This is a genomic window from Halomonas sp. YLGW01 (assembly GCF_014840935.1).
GTDB lineage: Bacteria > Pseudomonadota > Gammaproteobacteria > Pseudomonadales > Halomonadaceae > Onishia.
In genome coordinates this window covers 26,239-42,326 of sequence record NZ_CP062005.1, presented here as the reverse complement: position 1 = coordinate 42,326, position 16,088 = coordinate 26,239, and the positions used below count along the sequence as shown (strand labels likewise).

The 16,088-nt window shown below is 67.2% G+C and carries 15 protein-coding genes and 1 pseudogene; 4 read left to right on the top strand and 12 right to left on the bottom strand.

The features are described 5' to 3' along the window. Nucleotides 1-256 precede the first annotated feature (256 nt). Entirely contained in the window at nt 257-607 is a 351-nt protein-coding gene (locus tag IEJ03_RS15845) for a GGDEF domain-containing protein (RefSeq protein ID WP_242458003.1), read from the bottom strand. Nucleotides 608-617: 10 nt separating this feature from the next. Here IEJ03_RS15845 and IEJ03_RS15840 point away from each other — a divergent pair. Further along, nucleotides 618-901: pseudogene (locus IEJ03_RS15840) on the top strand (aspartate carbamoyltransferase); the annotation flags it as partial. 113 nt (nt 902-1,014) lie between these two features. Here IEJ03_RS15840 and IEJ03_RS00185 read toward each other — a convergent pair. From IEJ03_RS00185 to IEJ03_RS00145, 9 genes are all read right to left on the bottom strand, one after another. Further along, nucleotides 1,015-2,748 (bottom strand): PilZ domain-containing protein, encoded by a 1,734-nt coding sequence (locus IEJ03_RS00185; RefSeq protein WP_192035769.1) that lies wholly within the window; start codon nt 2,746-2,748, stop codon nt 1,015-1,017. Nucleotides 2,749-3,151: 403 nt separating this feature from the next. Further along, a complete protein-coding gene (ruvX, locus tag IEJ03_RS00180; protein WP_192035768.1) occupies nt 3,152-3,607 on the bottom strand; it encodes a Holliday junction resolvase RuvX in 456 nt (151 codons plus the stop codon). Next, nucleotides 3,607-4,164 (bottom strand): YqgE/AlgH family protein, encoded by a 558-nt coding sequence (locus tag IEJ03_RS00175; protein WP_192035767.1) that lies wholly within the window; start codon nt 4,162-4,164, stop codon nt 3,607-3,609. The genes ruvX and IEJ03_RS00175 overlap by 1 nt, the downstream gene beginning before the upstream one ends. Nucleotides 4,165-4,178: 14 nt before the next feature. Continuing rightward, complete coding sequence (locus tag IEJ03_RS00170) at nt 4,179-5,054, bottom strand: TonB family protein (protein WP_192035766.1); 876 nt, start codon at nt 5,052-5,054, stop codon at nt 4,179-4,181. 9 nt (nt 5,055-5,063) lie between these two features. Continuing rightward, nucleotides 5,064-6,071 (bottom strand): glutathione synthase, encoded by a 1,008-nt coding sequence (gene gshB / locus IEJ03_RS00165; RefSeq protein WP_192035765.1) that lies wholly within the window; start codon nt 6,069-6,071, stop codon nt 5,064-5,066. Nucleotides 6,072-6,206: 135 nt separating this feature from the next. Next, complete coding sequence (locus IEJ03_RS00160) at nt 6,207-6,980, bottom strand: S1-like domain-containing RNA-binding protein (protein ID WP_192035764.1); 774 nt, start codon at nt 6,978-6,980, stop codon at nt 6,207-6,209. Between the two features lie 99 nt (nt 6,981-7,079). Then, nucleotides 7,080-7,811 carry a 16S rRNA (uracil(1498)-N(3))-methyltransferase gene (locus tag IEJ03_RS00155; RefSeq protein ID WP_192035763.1) on the bottom strand — a complete coding sequence of 244 codons (732 nt, stop codon included), beginning with the start codon at nt 7,809-7,811 and terminating at the stop codon, nt 7,080-7,082. 27 nt (nt 7,812-7,838) lie between these two features. Then, a complete protein-coding gene (secB, locus tag IEJ03_RS00150; RefSeq protein WP_192035762.1) occupies nt 7,839-8,348 on the bottom strand; it encodes a protein-export chaperone SecB in 510 nt (169 codons plus the stop codon). A gap of 60 nt (nt 8,349-8,408) precedes the next feature. Further along, nucleotides 8,409-8,831 (bottom strand): rhodanese-like domain-containing protein, encoded by a 423-nt coding sequence (locus IEJ03_RS00145; RefSeq protein WP_192035761.1) that lies wholly within the window; start codon nt 8,829-8,831, stop codon nt 8,409-8,411. A gap of 225 nt (nt 8,832-9,056) precedes the next feature. Here IEJ03_RS00145 and gpmI point away from each other — a divergent pair, with 225 nt between their 5' ends. The 3 genes from gpmI (at nt 9,057) to IEJ03_RS00130 (ending at nt 13,273) form a co-directional block, all read left to right on the top strand. Next, nucleotides 9,057-10,628, top strand: a complete 1,572-nt coding sequence (gpmI, locus tag IEJ03_RS00140; RefSeq protein WP_192035760.1) for a 2,3-bisphosphoglycerate-independent phosphoglycerate mutase — start codon at nt 9,057-9,059, stop codon at nt 10,626-10,628. Then, nucleotides 10,625-11,890 carry a peptidoglycan DD-metalloendopeptidase family protein gene (locus tag IEJ03_RS00135; RefSeq protein WP_242458002.1) on the top strand — a complete coding sequence of 422 codons (1,266 nt, stop codon included), beginning with the start codon at nt 10,625-10,627 and terminating at the stop codon, nt 11,888-11,890. Before gpmI ends, IEJ03_RS00135 begins: the two co-directional genes overlap by 4 nt. 78 nt (nt 11,891-11,968) lie before the next feature. Beyond that, nucleotides 11,969-13,273, top strand: a complete 1,305-nt coding sequence (locus tag IEJ03_RS00130) for a S41 family peptidase (RefSeq protein WP_192035759.1) — start codon at nt 11,969-11,971, stop codon at nt 13,271-13,273. 223 nt (nt 13,274-13,496) lie between these two features. Here the strand turns inward: IEJ03_RS00130 and IEJ03_RS00125 are convergent, their stop codons facing one another. Together IEJ03_RS00125 and ubiH are read right to left on the bottom strand one after the other, a co-directional pair. After that, nucleotides 13,497-14,735, bottom strand: a complete 1,239-nt coding sequence (locus IEJ03_RS00125) for a UbiH/UbiF/VisC/COQ6 family ubiquinone biosynthesis hydroxylase (RefSeq protein ID WP_192035758.1) — start codon at nt 14,733-14,735, stop codon at nt 13,497-13,499. A gap of 54 nt (nt 14,736-14,789) precedes the next feature. After that, nucleotides 14,790-16,034, bottom strand: coding sequence for a 2-octaprenyl-6-methoxyphenyl hydroxylase (ubiH, locus tag IEJ03_RS00120; RefSeq protein ID WP_192035757.1), 1,245 nt, complete (start codon nt 16,032-16,034; stop codon nt 14,790-14,792). Between the last annotated feature and the right edge of the window lie 54 nt (nt 16,035-16,088).

The window sequence follows — 16,088 nt, the reverse complement described above, 5'->3', positions numbered from 1 at the left end:
CTTTTCGTTATGTGCGTGGGGGAGGTACAACTTCCCGCTTCCTTATATCGGCAAGGATTCATATACCTTTAGTTGAGTAGGCAGACGCGGGGCAGACTCGATCAAGTGTTGAGGACAGGCTGCGCAACAGTAATTTCCATTCCGATCATGAGCGATGTGGAAGTAGTCTGTCTTCCAGCTAGAAGCCAGATAGTTCCTCGGTTATTCGCTACAGACCTGGTCGCGACCTGTACGCTTGGCCGTGTAGTGCGCCGTGTCAGCCCGCTTGAGCACGTCCCTTAGCATGCTCGCTGAGGCCGCTGCTGATGGTGGTGCTGAGCTCGCTGCCGTCCTGCAGCGTGACGATGCCTGTGTTGATGTGCTGACGTAGTCCCTCAATGACCTGCTCGGCTTTCGACGCCGAGGCACGATGCATCACGATCACGAATTCCTCGCCGCCCGTTCGAGCCACGATGTCGCCATCATGAAGACACACTAATATGCGGGCGCTCAACCACAGGAGCGTGGCATCACCACCATCGTGGCCAAGGGTGTCGTTGACGTGCTTGAAGTGGTCGACGTCGACAACAAGCGAGAAAGGCTCGTCGCGTGAGATCAACGTCGCCACATGCGCATCCAGATAGGAGCGCTTCACCGCCGAGATTAGCGAGAGCTTCGGCGGCCTGTCCCGGGATTTCACCATCGTCATGCACCCGCTGCCCCAGGACAGCCGCCCCGAGGCTAACGACCTGGAGGTGGATCTGAATGGCGACCCGCGCCTGGCGACCTTTTGCCAGGCCGACAACGGCATTCCCCGATCTTCGCCACCCTGCTTAAGGTCGATCACCTGATCGAGAAGGACCTGCGCGACGTGCGCTGGTTCGTGCCCGATACCGTCGGCGTCGGCGACCTGCGCGGCTGAACCCAGCCTTACGCAACGCCTAAATACGAAACGGCCCGCTCACTGAGCGGGCCGTTTCGTGTCGGTGATAGGGGCGCTGGCCGGGGAGGCATCCAAATGCCTTATCGGACTTTCTACACCTTACTGACCTTCACCCCATACACTGAGGGGCTGACGATGCCCTCGAGTTTGCCGATCTGTGAGAAGTCGCTCTTGGTGATCACACTGCTATTGTTGGTATCCGGGAAGCGAAGGTTCTTGACGACGTGGATCTTGCTTGGCGTTCCCTTGCCGTCGGTATCCATGATCCAGGCAAGGAAACCGCCAGAGAATTTCGCCAGGCTACCGATCGGGTAGAGGCCATACACCTGGATGTACTCCACGAGCACCGTCTTGTCATAAGCCGTGTTCGCCGCATGGATCCTGCGGTAGGCGTCAAGCGGTGAGTGCGGCGGTACGCCGTTACGCCCATGCTGCAGCTTATTGATCGCCTTGATGACACTGACCAACCGAATCAGCTCCGAGAGCTGCTTACCGTGCTTGCCCGCTGGGTAGCCGGAGCCATCCAGGCGTTCGTTGGCCTGTTCGATCACATCGCGGCAGGTAGCACTGGGTTCCCAGCCTATCTCACGTAATTTGTCGAGAAGCACTGCCACATGGCTCTTTAGGATTACCTTCTGCTCCGGCTTCATATTGGCCTTGAGAGACGGTAGCTCCGCGCTGATCAGCATGGGCTTGCCCATGGTATGTAGCAAGGTGCCCAGCACGGCCTCACGCACCTGGGGATCGTGCGGGTCACGAATCATCATGAGGTCAACTAACTGGCCGGCAACCTGTACGGCATGTCTGACCCAATCCGGCTCGTCACGAAGAAACGCCAGGGCATATAGGAACGCCTTGCGGTCCTGCTCCACGAGGTAACGCAGGGTGTCGGCGCAATCGTAGAAAATCTCATCGGGAAACAGGTTGCGAGTCTTCATGTACATCAGCCCCACCTGGAGCTGATGGGCCACTTCCAGCACACCGCGTTCCATAGGTGACTGGCGGCCGCGCTTATCGCGTTCCTGGGCTTCTCGCTGCTGAATCTTCTTCTCCTTGGCGCCAGGGATAAACAGAGGCACGTGATCGGTCAGCTTGTCGTTAGATCCGGTACGGAAAGCGGCTTCTCGCTCTGAGTCATTCACGTACCGTAACAGGACCTCTGTCTGGGACGTCGACAGGTTGGTGAACTGGAGGCCCACGGCCGCATAGCCATGCTGGCCGAAGGGACGGATATGACGAACCTTACCTTCTGCGAAGAAGCTATCGCCGTTGGGAAACTTCAGCGTCACCCCGGGAATGTTCTGATCCACGCCGATCGCGACGCTATCCGCAAGGTCGATCTCGAACATGCAGCCGCCCGCGGAAAGGTTGCGTAGCTTGCCCGGCACGCTGAGTTTATGCCGGTAAACTTCGAGGTTGATACGGGCCTGCATGCCGAGGATGAAGGGAATGCGAACCACCCCCCGGTTCTCCTTCACGAAGACCGATTCTGGTAGCTGGCACTCTAGGCGATACAGCGTACTGTCGGTCTTGAGCAGCTTGGCGGCGACGTTGCTGAGACTGTAAGTCTCATGCTCGATGGCCTGAGATCCCTTCAGCGCTTCCAAGTCGAAGCTCAGGCCGCCGCCGCCCAGATACTGCTCAATATCTGGGCCGGCATACTCCAACTCCAGCACCATACGCCCGGCGGTCAGGTCCAGATCGGCGACCTCCGCCTTCAAGGGATAGGCCATGTCTTTGGCATACACCGATAATTCATGAGTGTGCTGGAGCAGTGAGCGAATCACGTTCGCTGAGGGGTTTTTGGAGAGAGGGGAGACGGCCATTCGAGACACCTGCCAATCCGGTGACTTTTATTTAAAAATCAAATACATATAAATTTTATACATTGTATCAGATCACATGTTTTCTACTTATCAGCGTCATATCTCCGGCAGGAAATGCCCATTCTCGGGTGGCCTCGCAATGGATGAGGCGATGTTGGCCTGCCAGTGAGCCTGATTTTCCTCCCCCTCCTGGCCGCGCAGGCATGCTGAATCTCTGGCGTGATGCCAAGACGGGTTCCGGGAACCAGGCTAGAGATGGCGATGGTACGACCTTCTTTCAACTCACCCCCGGGCAGTCTCCGGCTACAAAAGCTAAGTCCGCGGGTCAGTTCTTTGAATATCAAGGGGGTGAATATCTTCGGCTAACGGCAACCGAGTCTGACTCTTGGAATAACGCCCCGCCTCAGCCGGTCGTGCGCCCGCCGGGCAGGCCTTCGCCGTGGGCGAACCAGCCCTCGAGAATCAGCGCGGCGGCGAGGCCATCGACGCTGTCCTCGCGGTAGTTGCCGCGATGGCCGGCCTCCCGGGCCAGGGTCTTGGCCTCGCGGGTGGAGCCTCGCTCGTCGACCATCTCGCAGGGCTTGCCGTAGCGCCCGTAGAGCCGGTTGCCGAACTTGCGGGCGCGGGTGCTCATCTCGGACTCGCTGTCGTCCATGTTGATCGGCAGGCCGACCACGAACAGATCCGGGCGCCACTCCTCGATCAAGCGCGTGACCTGCGCCCAGTCGGGGATGCCGTCCCGGGCCGGCAGCGGCTCCAGGGCGGTGGCGCGCCGGAGCATCTCGTTGCCCACCGCCACGCCGATGCGCCGGGTGCCGAAGTCGAAGGCCAGGATCAGCCGCTCGCCTGGGTTGGCCATCAGGAGTGCCCCGCCTCGCGGCTCATCAGGTTCAGGTCGATGCCGAGGATGCCGGCGGCGGCATGCAGGCGCTGCTCCGACGGCGTCTCGAAGAGAATGCGGCTATCGCCCTCGACGGTCAGCCAGGCATTGTCCTTCAGCTCGTCCTCGAGCTGGCCGGCCTCCCAGCCGCTGCAGCCCAGGCAGAGCAGGAAGTCGTCGGGGCCACGGCCCTCGGCGAGTGCCTTGAGCATGTCCATCGAGGTGGTGAGGGCGACGTCGTGGTCGACCTGGATGCTCGAGTCCCAGGGCTTTGAGGAGCCCCTGTGCAGGATGAAGCCACGATCCTGGTGGACCGGGCCGCCGTAGTAGACCGGGGCATTGCGGTGCAGGCTCTCGCTGGCATCCAGATCCAGCTGCTCGAAGAGGGCGTCGAGGCTCATGTCCAGGGGATGATTGACGATCACGCCCATGGTGCCGTTGTCGTCGTGATCACACAGGTAGCTCAGGCTGCCCGCGAAGTTGGGATCTTCGAGATGGGGCATCGCCAGCAGAAAATGGTGCTTCAAGCTTTGCATGGGCCTCCCGGGCGTCAGCGCACGCCGAAATCGTTGCCGGTGCCGAATCGCCAGACGCGACTGATGGACAGGCGGTCGAGCCCGGCCATGCCTTGATCGAAGGGCCGGTAGGGGGCTGCGCCACGGATGGTATTCAGCGCCGCCTGGTCGAGTTCGGGGTGTCCGGACGATTGTACCACCTCTACCTGCAGGAGCTTCCCCTGATGGTCGATCACCACGCGAAGCTTCAGCTGGCCATCCAGGTCCGGCGGCGCGGGGTAGAAGCGGTTGCCGAAGTCCTGCACCCGCCGCGTCCAGGCGTCCACGTAGCGGGCCTCGGCGGCTTGCCGGGCGGCTTGCTGCGACCGGTCGGCAAGCTCGGCGGCAGGCTCGTTCATGGCGAAGTCCCGCTCGCGCAACGAGGCGGTGGCGCTGGCGGCCAGCTCGCGGCCGGACAGCGCCGGCGCCTCGGGCGCAGGCTCAGGGTCCGATGATGGCTCGAGCGCAGGCTCAGGCTCAGCGACGGGTTCAGGAGAGGGCGCGGCGGCCTGCTCGGTGGTGCGCTCTGCAGGCTCGGGTGTCGCTTCGGAAGGAGGTGCGGCATCGGGCGCTGGCGGCGCCTCGACCCGGGCGGCCTGCTGGGCCGCCTCGGCGATGGCAAGAGCCCGCTCGGGCTCCGCGGCTGGGCGGCTGACCAGCACCACGTCGAGGCTGGGCGGCTCCGGCGTAGATGGCGTGGACGGCATGGGCAGCGAGACCCACGCCCCCAGCCCCAGGAGGATCAGGTGCAGGCCGACCGCCAGCGCTAAGGCTAGGGCACGGCGATAGCCCCGGGTGACCGGGGCATGGACCTGGACATCGAAGGCCCCGACGCCGGGGCGCGGGCCAACGATATCGCCGAGGCTGGCCATGGCGAGGACCTAGCCGGCCCGCCGGGCGGCGAGGCGGCGCTCGATGGCGTCCATCAGGGTGCCGGCGATGTCGGTGCCGCACTGGTCGTCGATCTCGCGCACGCAGGTGGGGCTCGTGACGTTGATCTCGGTGATGTAATCGCCGATCACGTCGAGGCCGACGAACAACAGGCCCTTCTCCTGAATCATCGGCTTGACCTGTTCGATCAGCCAGTGATCGCGCTCGGTCAGCTCGCGGCTGACGCCGCGCCCGCCGGCGGCCAGGTTGCCACGGGTCTCGCCGGCCATCGGTACCCGGGCCAGGCCATAGGGAATCGGCTCGCCGTCGACCAGCAGGATGCGGGTGTCGCCGTCCTTGATCTCGGGGAGGTAGCGCTGCGCCATGATCTGGCGATGCCCCCGGTCGGTGAGGGTCTCGATGATGGCGCCGATGTTGCTCCCGTCCGGGCGCACGTGAAAGATGCCGCTGCCCCCCATGCCATCCAGCGGCTTGAAGATGACGTCGCCATGCTCGGCCTGGAAGGCGCGCAGCACCGGCTCGCTGCAGGAGACCAGGGTCGGCGTGCAACACTGCGGAAACTGCTGGGCGAAGAGCTTCTCGTTGCACTCGAGCAGCGCCCGGGTCGGATTGACCACCAGCACGCCCTCACGCTCGGCGAAGCCCAGCAGGTGTACGGCATTGAGGAAATTGCCGTCCACCGGCGGGTCCTTGCGCATCAGGATCACGTCGAGCTCGGCCAGCGGCGTGGCCGCCGGCTCGCCGAGGCGATACCAGTCCTCGGGGTCCTTGAAGACCTCGAGATCGCGCAGCCGCGCATGGGCACGGCCGTCGCGCAGGAAGAGATCCTCCTGCTCCATGTAGTAGAGCGAGGCGCCGCGGGCAGTGGCGGCCCACAGCATGGCCAGGGTGGTGTCCTTCTTGTAGGTGATGTCGGCGATGGGGTCCATCACCACCCCGATCTTCAGGGCGCGCTCGCCCCGTGATGCGCTCCCGGGGTTATCAATCGGTTCGTTCATCGACTCGTTCTTCGGCTCGCTCATCAAGACGGCTCTCGGCTAGGGGGTGTGCCGCGACGGGCATGATGAACGCAGTATGCCGCAGCAGCGCGGCCAGCACCAAGGCCGACGACGCCGACAAACCAGGCCCCGGCGTCAGTCCTGGTCGCTCTCGCGCCGGCGGATGCCGTCGGCCTCGAGGGTGATCTGGCGTGCCTTGTAAAGGCCGCCGATGGCCTGCTTGAAGGCGTTCTTGCTGACGCCCAGTCGCGCCTTGACCTCAGGCGCCGGGCTCTTGTCGGTCAGCGGCAGGAAGCCGCCGGCCTCCTCGAGGGCCGCCAGCACCTTGTCGGTGGCCAGGTCACGCTTGGCGCCGCCCGCCGGCATCAGCGACAGATCGAGCCGGCCATCCTCGCGCCGGTGCTTCACGTAACCGGTCAGGCGCTCGCCGCGGCGCACCTGGCGCGGCAGCTCGTCATGATAGAGAAGCCCCCAGACCCGGTCCTCGACCACCGCCTTGAGCCCCAGATCGGTGCGATCGCCGATCACCAGCGTCACCGCCCGGCCGGGCGCCAGGGCGCCGGCCGCCGCCTCGTCGAGGCCGCCCTCGCGCAGGGCGTCGTCGACGCTATCGTGAAGGAAGTCATCCAGGCGCATCGAGGCGGTGGGGCGCCCCTGATCGTCCTCGAAGATGATTACCAGCACCCGCTTGCCCACCGCGGGACGATAGGGCTGCTCGTTGAAGGGCAGCAGCAGGTCCTTGGGCCGTCCCCAGCCGAGGAAGGCGCCGGTGTTGTTGACCGCCACCACCTCCAGATAGGCCACCTGACCGACCTCGGCCAACGGCGCGGAGGCCGCGGGGGTAGAGGCAGCAGGGTGGGCGGCACGAGCGCCACGGGCGGCGGGGCGATCCTGGGAAGACCGGGTCATGGGCATATCCTGAGAAATAACGATGAGAGGCGATGATGAACGGAGCCGACAAGACGGAAAGGCGCACAAGGAGGATAGCGCGCCGGATAACGCTGTGGGCTAGAGATCGCCGAAGTGGTGCTGCAGCAGCGTGAGCGCCACCACGGGGGCGGTCTCGGTGCGCAGGATGCGCGGGCCAAGGGTCAGCGGGGCGAAGCCGTCGGCCAGGGCACGCTCGACCTCGCGGGGCGAGAGCCCGCCCTCGGGGCCGATCAGCAGGCTGGCCCGCTCGGGCGCCGTGGCCTCACCGGGCGCAAAGACGCCCTCGGTGGCCGGATGCAGCACCAGGCGCAGCGGCTCGTCGCGCGCCGACAGCCAGTCGGTCAGCGACATCGGCGCATGCACCGGCGGCAGAGTGGCGCGGCCGCACTGCTCGCAGGCGCTGGCGGCCACCGCCTGCCAGTGGGCCAGCTTCTTGGCCGCGCGGTCGCCCTTCAGGCGCACGTCGCCGTGCTCGGTGTAGAGCGGCGTGATCGCCGCCACACCGAGCTCCACCGCCTTCTGGATGGCGTAGTCCATGCGATCCCCCTTGGAGATCGCCTGACCGAGATGCACGCCGAGGGGCGACTCGCCGCGTCCCGGGGTCACCGACTCGAGACGCGCCACCACCCGCTTGCGGGTGACCTCCGCGAGCACCGCGGCGGCCTCGAGGCCCGCCCCGTCGAACAGCGTCAGCGCCGCGCCTTCCTTGAGGCGCAGCACCAGCGCCACGTGACGCGCCGGGCCCTCGGGCAGCACGAGCTCACCGCCGACGGTGAGGTCGGCGGCGACATGGATGCGCGGGCCGCTCACGGCCGCTCTCCGGCAATCAGGCGCATCTTACTGGGTGGCCTCGCTGGCCTGAGCCTCGCGCTGCTTCTTCTGGGCGTACATCGCCTCGAAGTTGACCGGCGCCAGCATCAGCGGCGGGAAGCCACCGCGGTTGACCAGGCTGTCGATGCACTCGCGGGCATAGGGGAACAGCAGGTTGGGGCAGAAGGCACCCAGGGTGTGCTCGAGCTGTGCGCCTTCGATGTTGGCGATGCGGAACAGGCCGGCCTGTTCGATCTCGGCGAGAAACGAGGTAGTGCCGGTCTCGCTGTGAGAGACCTGGGCGGTGACCTTGATCACGACCTCATAGAGGCCCTCGCCGACCTGGCTGCTGGTGGTGTTCAGGTCGAGGCCGACCTTGGGCTTGAACGGCTGCTGGAACACCCCCGGAGAGTTCGGTGACTCGAAGGAAATGTCCTTGACGTAGATGCGCTGCAGGGCGAACTGCGGCTGGGCCTGTTGCTCGCCGGAAGCGGCACCTTCGGCACTACCGGTGGTTTGATTGTTGTCTTCCGCCATGGCTTTTGTTCCTTGAAGCGTGCGTGATGAGATGTGGTTATAGACGGGGCGCGCAGCGACTTACTTGCGCACCATCGGCAGGCCATCCGCCTGCCACTGGGCCATGCCGCCCTTGAGCTTGAGCGCCCGGGTGAAGCCGGCCTTGTCGAGCTTGGCGAGCACCGCGCCGGAGGCCTGGCCATGCTTGCAGACCACGATCACCGGCTTGTCCTTGAGCTTGTCGAGCTCATGGAGGCGGTTGTCGAGTTTGCTCTGGGGGATGTTGCGCGCGCCTGCCAGATGGCCTTCCTTGAAGTCCTTGGCATCGCGAACATCGAGCACCACCGCATCCTCGCGATTGATCAGCTGGGTGGCCTCGCCGGCATCGACGCCGCTGCGACCGCTCTGCATGGTTTCATAGGCGATCCAGGCCGCCAGCACGACCACGAAGGCGCCAGTCAGCAGCAGGTGGTTCTGCACGAATTCGAACAACTGATCGATCATGGGTCCGGGACACTCTCGTTAAAAATCACTGGTGTGGGGAATCACTGGATGCCCCGCCGCCGGGGCGGCGCCCAGTATACACAAGGCGTCCTGACGCGTCTGGCACCCGGGCGGCTGACGCTGTGCACCGCCCTAGGATATGATGCCCCAAGGAGCCGTGAGTCGCGACCCCGGACCGGCGCCGCCGGCTGGGGATTCTCCGACGTTTACCAACGAGGCCTTTTCATGTCCGATGCCAACTCCCGCCCACGTCCGGTGGCCCTGATCATCCTCGATGGCTATGGCCACAGCGATTCGCTCGAATCGAATGCCATCGCCGCCGCCAATACCCCGGTGATGGACCGCCTGGGCCGGGACTATCCGCATAGCCTGATCCATACCGACGGCAAGTATGTCGGCCTGCCCGAGGGCCAGATGGGCAACTCCGAGGTCGGCCACATGAACCTGGGGGCCGGGCGCATCGTCTATCAGGATTTCACCCGGATCACCAAGGCCATCGAGGACGACACCCTCAAGGATAACGCCACCCTGACCGCGCCGATCGACGCCGCCGTCAAGGCCGGCCGCGCCGTGCACCTGCTGGGGCTGCTGTCGCCCGGCGGCGTGCACAGCCACGAGGATCACATCCTGGCCGTGGCCGAACTGGCCGCTGCCCGCGGCGCCAAGCAGATCTACCTGCACGCCTTCCTCGACGGCCGCGATACCGCGCCAAAGAGCGCCAAGGCCTCGATCGAGCGCGCCGACGCCAGGCTCGCCGAGCTGGTCGGCGAGGGCAACGGCTTCGTCGCCTCGCTGGTCGGTCGCTACTACGCCATGGATCGCGACAACCGTTGGGATAGGGTCGAAAAGGCCTATCGCGTGATCACCGAAGGCGCGGGCGAGCACGTTGCGTCCTATGCGGTCGAGGGCCTGGCCGCCGCCTACGAGCGCGACGAGACCGACGAGTTCGTGGCCGCCACCAGCATCCGCCCCCAGGGCGAGCCGGTGAAAATGGTCGACGGCGACGCGGCGATCTTCATGAACTTCCGCGCCGACCGCGCCCGGGAGATCACCCGCGCCTTCGCCGAGGACGACTTCGCGGGCTTCACCCGCCAGGCGCGGCCCCAGCTTGCCGCCGACGGCCTGGTGATGCTGACCCAGTATGCCGCCGACATCCCGGCGCCGGCCGCCTTCCCGCCGGCGGAGCTCACCAACACCCTGGGTGAGGTAATCGCCAAGCGCGACATGACCCAGCTGCGGATCGCCGAGACCGAAAAATATGCTCACGTGACCTTCTTCTTCTCCGGTGGTCGCGAGGAACCCTACGCCGGCGAGACCCGCGAGCTGATTCCCTCGCCCCAGGACGTCAAGACCTACGACGAGAAGCCCGAGATGAGTGCGGTCGAGGTCACCGACAAGCTGGTCGAGGCCATCGACGGCGGCGCCTATGACCTGATCGTGTGCAACTACGCCAACGGCGACATGGTCGGCCACACCGGCAACTTCGATGCCGCGGTCAAGGCCATCGAGGCGGTAGACGCCTGCGTCGGGCGCGTGGTCGAGGCCCTCGAGCGCGTCGGCGGCGAATGCCTGATCACCGCCGACCACGGCAACGCCGAGCAGATGGTCAACCCGGAGACCGGGGCGCCACAGACCGCTCACACCACCTGCGAGGTGCCGCTGATCTGGGTCACCAAGCGCCAGGCCAGGCTGCGCGAGGATGGCCGGCTGTGCGACCTGGCACCGAGCCTGCTGACCATGATGGGCGAGGCCGTCCCCGAGGAGATGACCGGCCAGGTGCTCACCGAGCTGTCGTGACCTCGCCTCACGCCCACGCCGAACCGTCAGCCACCTCCCGGCGCCCCCCGTCTCGCACGGCGGGCGGGCGCCTCACGCCCCGCCTCGCCGATGCCCTGTCGTCGCGGCCCCGGGCCGGGCTGACGGTGCTGCTGGCGTCTAGCCTGATCCTGTGCCTCACGTGTGGCCTCGCCACCCCCGCCCTGGCCGCTCCCGACGAGGAGGCGGCCAGGGCCCGGGTGGACGCCCTGGCCGAGGACCTGAAGGCCCTGGAGCGCGAGCTTTCCGGCCGTCGGGAGGCCCGCGACGATGCCGCCGAGGCGCTTGCCGAGGTGGAGACGGCGCTGGCCGCGACCCACCGCCGCCTGGATGAGCTCCAGGCCGAACGGCGTACGCTGGGTGACGAGATCGCCGACCTGGAGGAGCGCCGAGCCATCCTTGAAGGCGAGCGTCGCGCCCAGGAGGCGGCGCTGGCCGAGCAGCTCGACGCCCTCTATCGCCTCGGCGTTGCCCCCCAGCTCAAGCTGCTGCTCAACCAGGACGACCCGGCCCGCCTGGATCGCCTGCAGACCTACCTCAATCATCTGTCCCGGGCGCGTCAGGCGCGCCTGGACGAGCTCGCGCGCCTGGATACACGCCTGGCCGACAACCGCCGAGCCCTCACCACCCAGATCGACCAGCTGGCCAGGGTGGGAGAGGAGCTCGAGACACGCAGCCAGACGCTGGCTTCGCGCCTTGCCGAGCGCGAGACACTGCTCGCCGAGCTCGAGGCCGATATCAGCCGCGGGCACTCGCGTCAGGCGCGCCTCAAGCAGGAGCGGGAGGATGCCGAGCGGGTGCTCGGCGAGGTCCGCGAACGCCTCGCCGCGCTGAAACGCCCGCCGCCGACCACCGCCATCGAATCGACCCGGGGCGAGCTGCCCTGGCCGACCCAGGGGCGCGTGCTGTCGGGCTTCGGTGCCGGCGAGGGGGTGGATCGCGACGGCCTGCTGATCCAGGCCGCGGCGGGCAGCCCGGTCAAGGCGGTGCATGCCGGGCGCGTGGTCTTCGCCGACTGGATGCGCGGCTTCGGCAATCTGCTGATCCTCGATCATGGCGACGGGGTGATGACCCTGCACGCCCACTTGCAGAACTTCACGGTATCCCCCGGTGAGGCCGTGAACCGCGGCCAGCCTATCGCCGCCGTGGGGGTCAGCGGCGGTCGCACCACCCCGGCGCTCTACTTCGCGGTGCGCCGCCACGGCCAGCCGATCGACCCCGCGACCTGGGTCGCCCGACGCTAAGCTCCGCCACCGATGGATTCGCGCCCCGCTGTAACGCTATGCTGGGGCCCTGCCCCCAGTTCCGCGACCGGAGACCGCATGCGCGTCAAGGCCCCCCTTATTTTTTCGACCAAGTTCTCGACCAGGCTCACCACCTGGCTGTGCACGGCCCTGCTGGCGCTTCCCGCGTCCGCTCAGACGCCGGCCCCCACAGCGGACGACGACCTGCCGGTCGCCGACGTCCAGACCTTCGCCGAGGTCTTCGAGCGCATCAAGCGCGCCTACGTCGATGAGGTCGACGACAGCACCCTTTTGCATAACGCCATGCGCGGCATGCTCAGCGAGCTGGACCCGCACTCGACCTATCTCGACCCGCAGGAATTCCAGAGCCTCAAGGAATCCACCGAGGGCGAGTTCGGCGGCATCGGCATCGAGATCGGCATGCGCGACGGCCAGCTGATGGTGATCGCACCGATCGACGATACCCCGGCGGCCCGCGCCGGCCTGCAGTCCCAGGATGCCATCCTGCGCATCGATGACACCGCCACCGACGGCCTGTCGCTGCAGGAAGCGGTGGAGCTGATGCGCGGCGAGCCGGGCAGCGAGATTCGCATCACCATCCTGCGCTCGGGGGAGAGCATGCCCCGGGACCTTACCCTGACCCGCCAGGTGATCCGCACCGAGAGCGTCAAGCACGAGTTCCTGGCGCCGGGCTACGGTTACCTGCGCATCAGCCAGTTCCAGAGCACCACCGGTGAGCAGGTCAACGATGCCCTGGCCGCGATGCAGGAGGGCAATGGCCTGGACGGCCTGGTGCTGGACCTGCGCAACAACCCCGGCGGCGTGCTGCAAGCGGCGGTGGAGGTAGTCGATGCCTTCGTCGAGCAGGGCCTGATCGTCTACACCGAGGGACGCCTGACCGACAGCCAGATGAGCTTCTCGGCGCATGGCCAGACCGCCGCGCCCCGGGTGCCGGTGGTGGTGCTGATCAACGGCGGCAGCGCCTCGGCCTCGGAGATCGTCGCCGGCGCCCTGCAGGATCAGCGCCGGGCGGTGATCATGGGCACCGAGAGCTTCGGCAAGGGCTCGGTGCAGCAGATCATGCCACTGGGCAACGGCGACGGCCTGAAGCTGACCACCGCGCTCTACTACACCCCCAACGGCCGCTCGATCCAGGCCCTCGGCATCACCCCGGACGTGCAGGTGGTGCGGGGACGTCTGGAGGTCACCGACAGCTCCGCCCAGCGGCTGCGCGAGGCCGACCTCTCCGGCCACCTCAAGGGCAACGGCGATCGCGCCGGCGAAGACAAGACCTCGCCGCGGGTGCGCGAGGATTACCAGCTCGGCGAGGCGCTGAACCTGCTCAAGGCCCTCAAGGTGCTCGGCCCCCGGGCCGAGCGCTAGGGCGGCGGCCAGCGCCTTCCGGGCCGCCGGCAAAACGCCGAAGGATCACGAACCGACAGCAAGAAGGGGCGCATCGACCTTGAGTCGATGCGCCCCTTTTGTCTGTCAGCGGCCCAGAGCCGTCCTCGCAGGACAAGGACAAGGACAAGTGAGGAGAGCAGTTAACGAGAGCACGCGAGAAAGAGGGGCGATGCGATGCCCCGCGAGTCGCGCTTTCGGTGCGTCAGCGACAGCTGGCGGGCAGGCGCCCCCGTTCGCCGATTGCCTGGCGCATCATCATCCGCTTGAGCGGGGTGATCCGGTCGATGCCGGCAAGCCCCAGGTTGCGGGCCAGGGTCAGCGCCGGCTGACGCGCCCCGAACAGTAGCCGGAAGCCGTCCATCAACGCCAGCATGCTGGCGTTGTCGCCGCGCCGGCGCCGGGCGTAGCGGGCAAGGATCCGCCCATCGCCCATCGCCACGCCCCGCTCACGAGCGGAGAGCAGTTCCTCGGCCAGCACCGCCACGTCCATCAGCCCCAGGTTGACCCCCTGGCCGGCCAGCGGGTGGATGCTGTGGGCGGCATCGCCGACCAGCGCCAGCCCCGGCTGCACATAGTCCCGGGCGTGACGCTGAGTCAGTGCCACGCTGACCGCACGATCGATGAGCGTGACCTCACCGAGCCGGTGATCGATGGCCGCCGCGAGTGCCTCGCCCAGCGCCTCGGCGGATAGCCTGGTCAGTCGCGCCGCCTCGTCGGGGCTGGTCGACCAGACGATCGAGCAGTGATCGTCCCGGCCCTCGATGCGCAGCGGAAGGAAGGCCAGGGGGCCGGTGGGCAGGAAGGCCTGACGGGCCACGCCACCGTGAGACTGCGCCAGGCGCACGGTAGTGACCATGGCGACATGGCCGGTATCCCGGACGGTCGTCTCGATGCCGGCCCGCTCGCGCAGCGGCGAGCGGGCACCGTCGGCGGCGATTACCAGCGGCGCCGAGAAGCGCCGGCCGTCTTCCAGGCGCAGCTCACGACCGTCGGGCGTTTCATCGAGCGCAATCACCCGCGCCTCGGCCTCGCGGCGCACGTTGGGCAGGGCAGCGAGACGGGCCTCCAGGGCCGCCTGGGTGACGTCGTTCTCGACGATATGGCCAAGCACCGGCACCCCGGCCTGGTCGGCACTGAAGCGGATCTCGCCGCTGCCCTCGGCGTCCCATACCTGCATGGCGGTGTAGGGCGACAGGCGCCGTTCGGCCATCGCCGGCCAGACCCCGAGGCCCTCGAGCAGACGCTGGGAGACCGGGGTCAGGGCGCTGACCCGCAGGCCAGGCCGGCCGCGGCCCGCCGTCTCGTCGGGCAGGCTGGCCGGGCGCGCATCGAGCAGCCGCACCGCGATGCCGGCCTGGCCCAGCAACACCGCCAGGGTCATGCCCACCATGCCGGCACCGACGATGATCGCCTCGTCCGGCGTCCCTTGCTGTTCGTGCATCTCGTTCTCCCGTGTTTCATGATGCCCAGGAGGGCCCCCCCCTGAAGCGCCAGCTCAGCGTTCGCGCCCCATGGCGCGGCGCCCCAGGGCCCGGCGCAGCGGCCCGGCCAGGTTGAGGCCGATCAGCCCCGCCGCCCGGGCATGGGAGAGCAGCGGGTGATCGATGCCGAACAGCCGGATCAGGCCATCGCTGAAGCGGATGACGCTGTGACGATCGGTGGCCCGCTGCGCCTCGAAGGCCTGCAGGGTGGCCATGTCGCCCGGGGAACGGCCGGCATCCAGCCCCGCCTCGAGGGCGGCCACCAGGTCCATCACCCCGCGCAGCGCCAGGTTGAAGCCCTGGCCGGCCACCGGGTGCAGGGCATGAGCGGCGTTGCCGAGCACCGCGAGCCCCGGGCGCACCTGCTCGGTGGCCGTGACCAGCGACAGCGGATAGGCGTGACGCTTGCCCACCCGACGAAAGTGGCCGGCCCGGTCGCCGAAGGCCTGCTGCAGCCGCGCCAGGAAGTCGCCGTCGCTCATGGCCAGGGTCGCCGCCTCGGCGCCGCCCTGATGAGTCCACACCAACTCCATGCGCTCGCCGGACAGGGGCAGCAGCGCCAGCGGCCCCTCGGGGGTGAAGCGCTCGTAGGCCACGCCGCCGTGGGGCCGGCTGACCTCCAGGTTGGCGATCACCGCCACCTGATCGTAGGCCTCCCGGCGGCTCTCGATGCCGAGCCGTTCCTTGAGCCCGGAGCGGCCGCCATCGGCCAGCACCGTCAGATCCGCCTCGAGCACGCTGCCATCGTCCAGCGCCAACCGGTGGCCGCCGGCCTGCGGCGTGATCGATGCCACCCGCGCCGGGCAGTGCCAATCAAGCGACAACGCATCGAGCCGTCGATGCAGGACCCGACCCATCCAGGCATTGGGCAACACGTAGCCCAGCGCCTCGACGTCGAATTCCTCGGCACTCAGCCGGGTGGCCCCCAGCCGTCCGCGCTCGCTGACGTGGATGCGGCGGATCGGTTCGGCTTCCTCGGCCATGGCCGTCCACAGCCCCAGAGTCTCGAGACGCTCCCGGGAGCCCTGGGCGATGGCACTGGCCCGGGCATCGAAGCTCGGCTGGTAGGCCGTCTCATCGAGGTCGGGCAGGGGATTGGCCTCGATCACCGCCACTCTAAGCCCCGCCCGCTCGATCAGGGGCGCCAGGGCGCAGGCCAGACTGGCCCCTACCAGACCGCCGCCGACGATGGCGATATCGACTCGCTGGCAGGGCCGATCCTGCGCAACGCGGGCGTTTCGGGTCTCGCGCTCTTGCATCCGCTCTCGCTCACCGTAAAGAAAACCACTCCCTTACGTAAATTACGTAAGGCG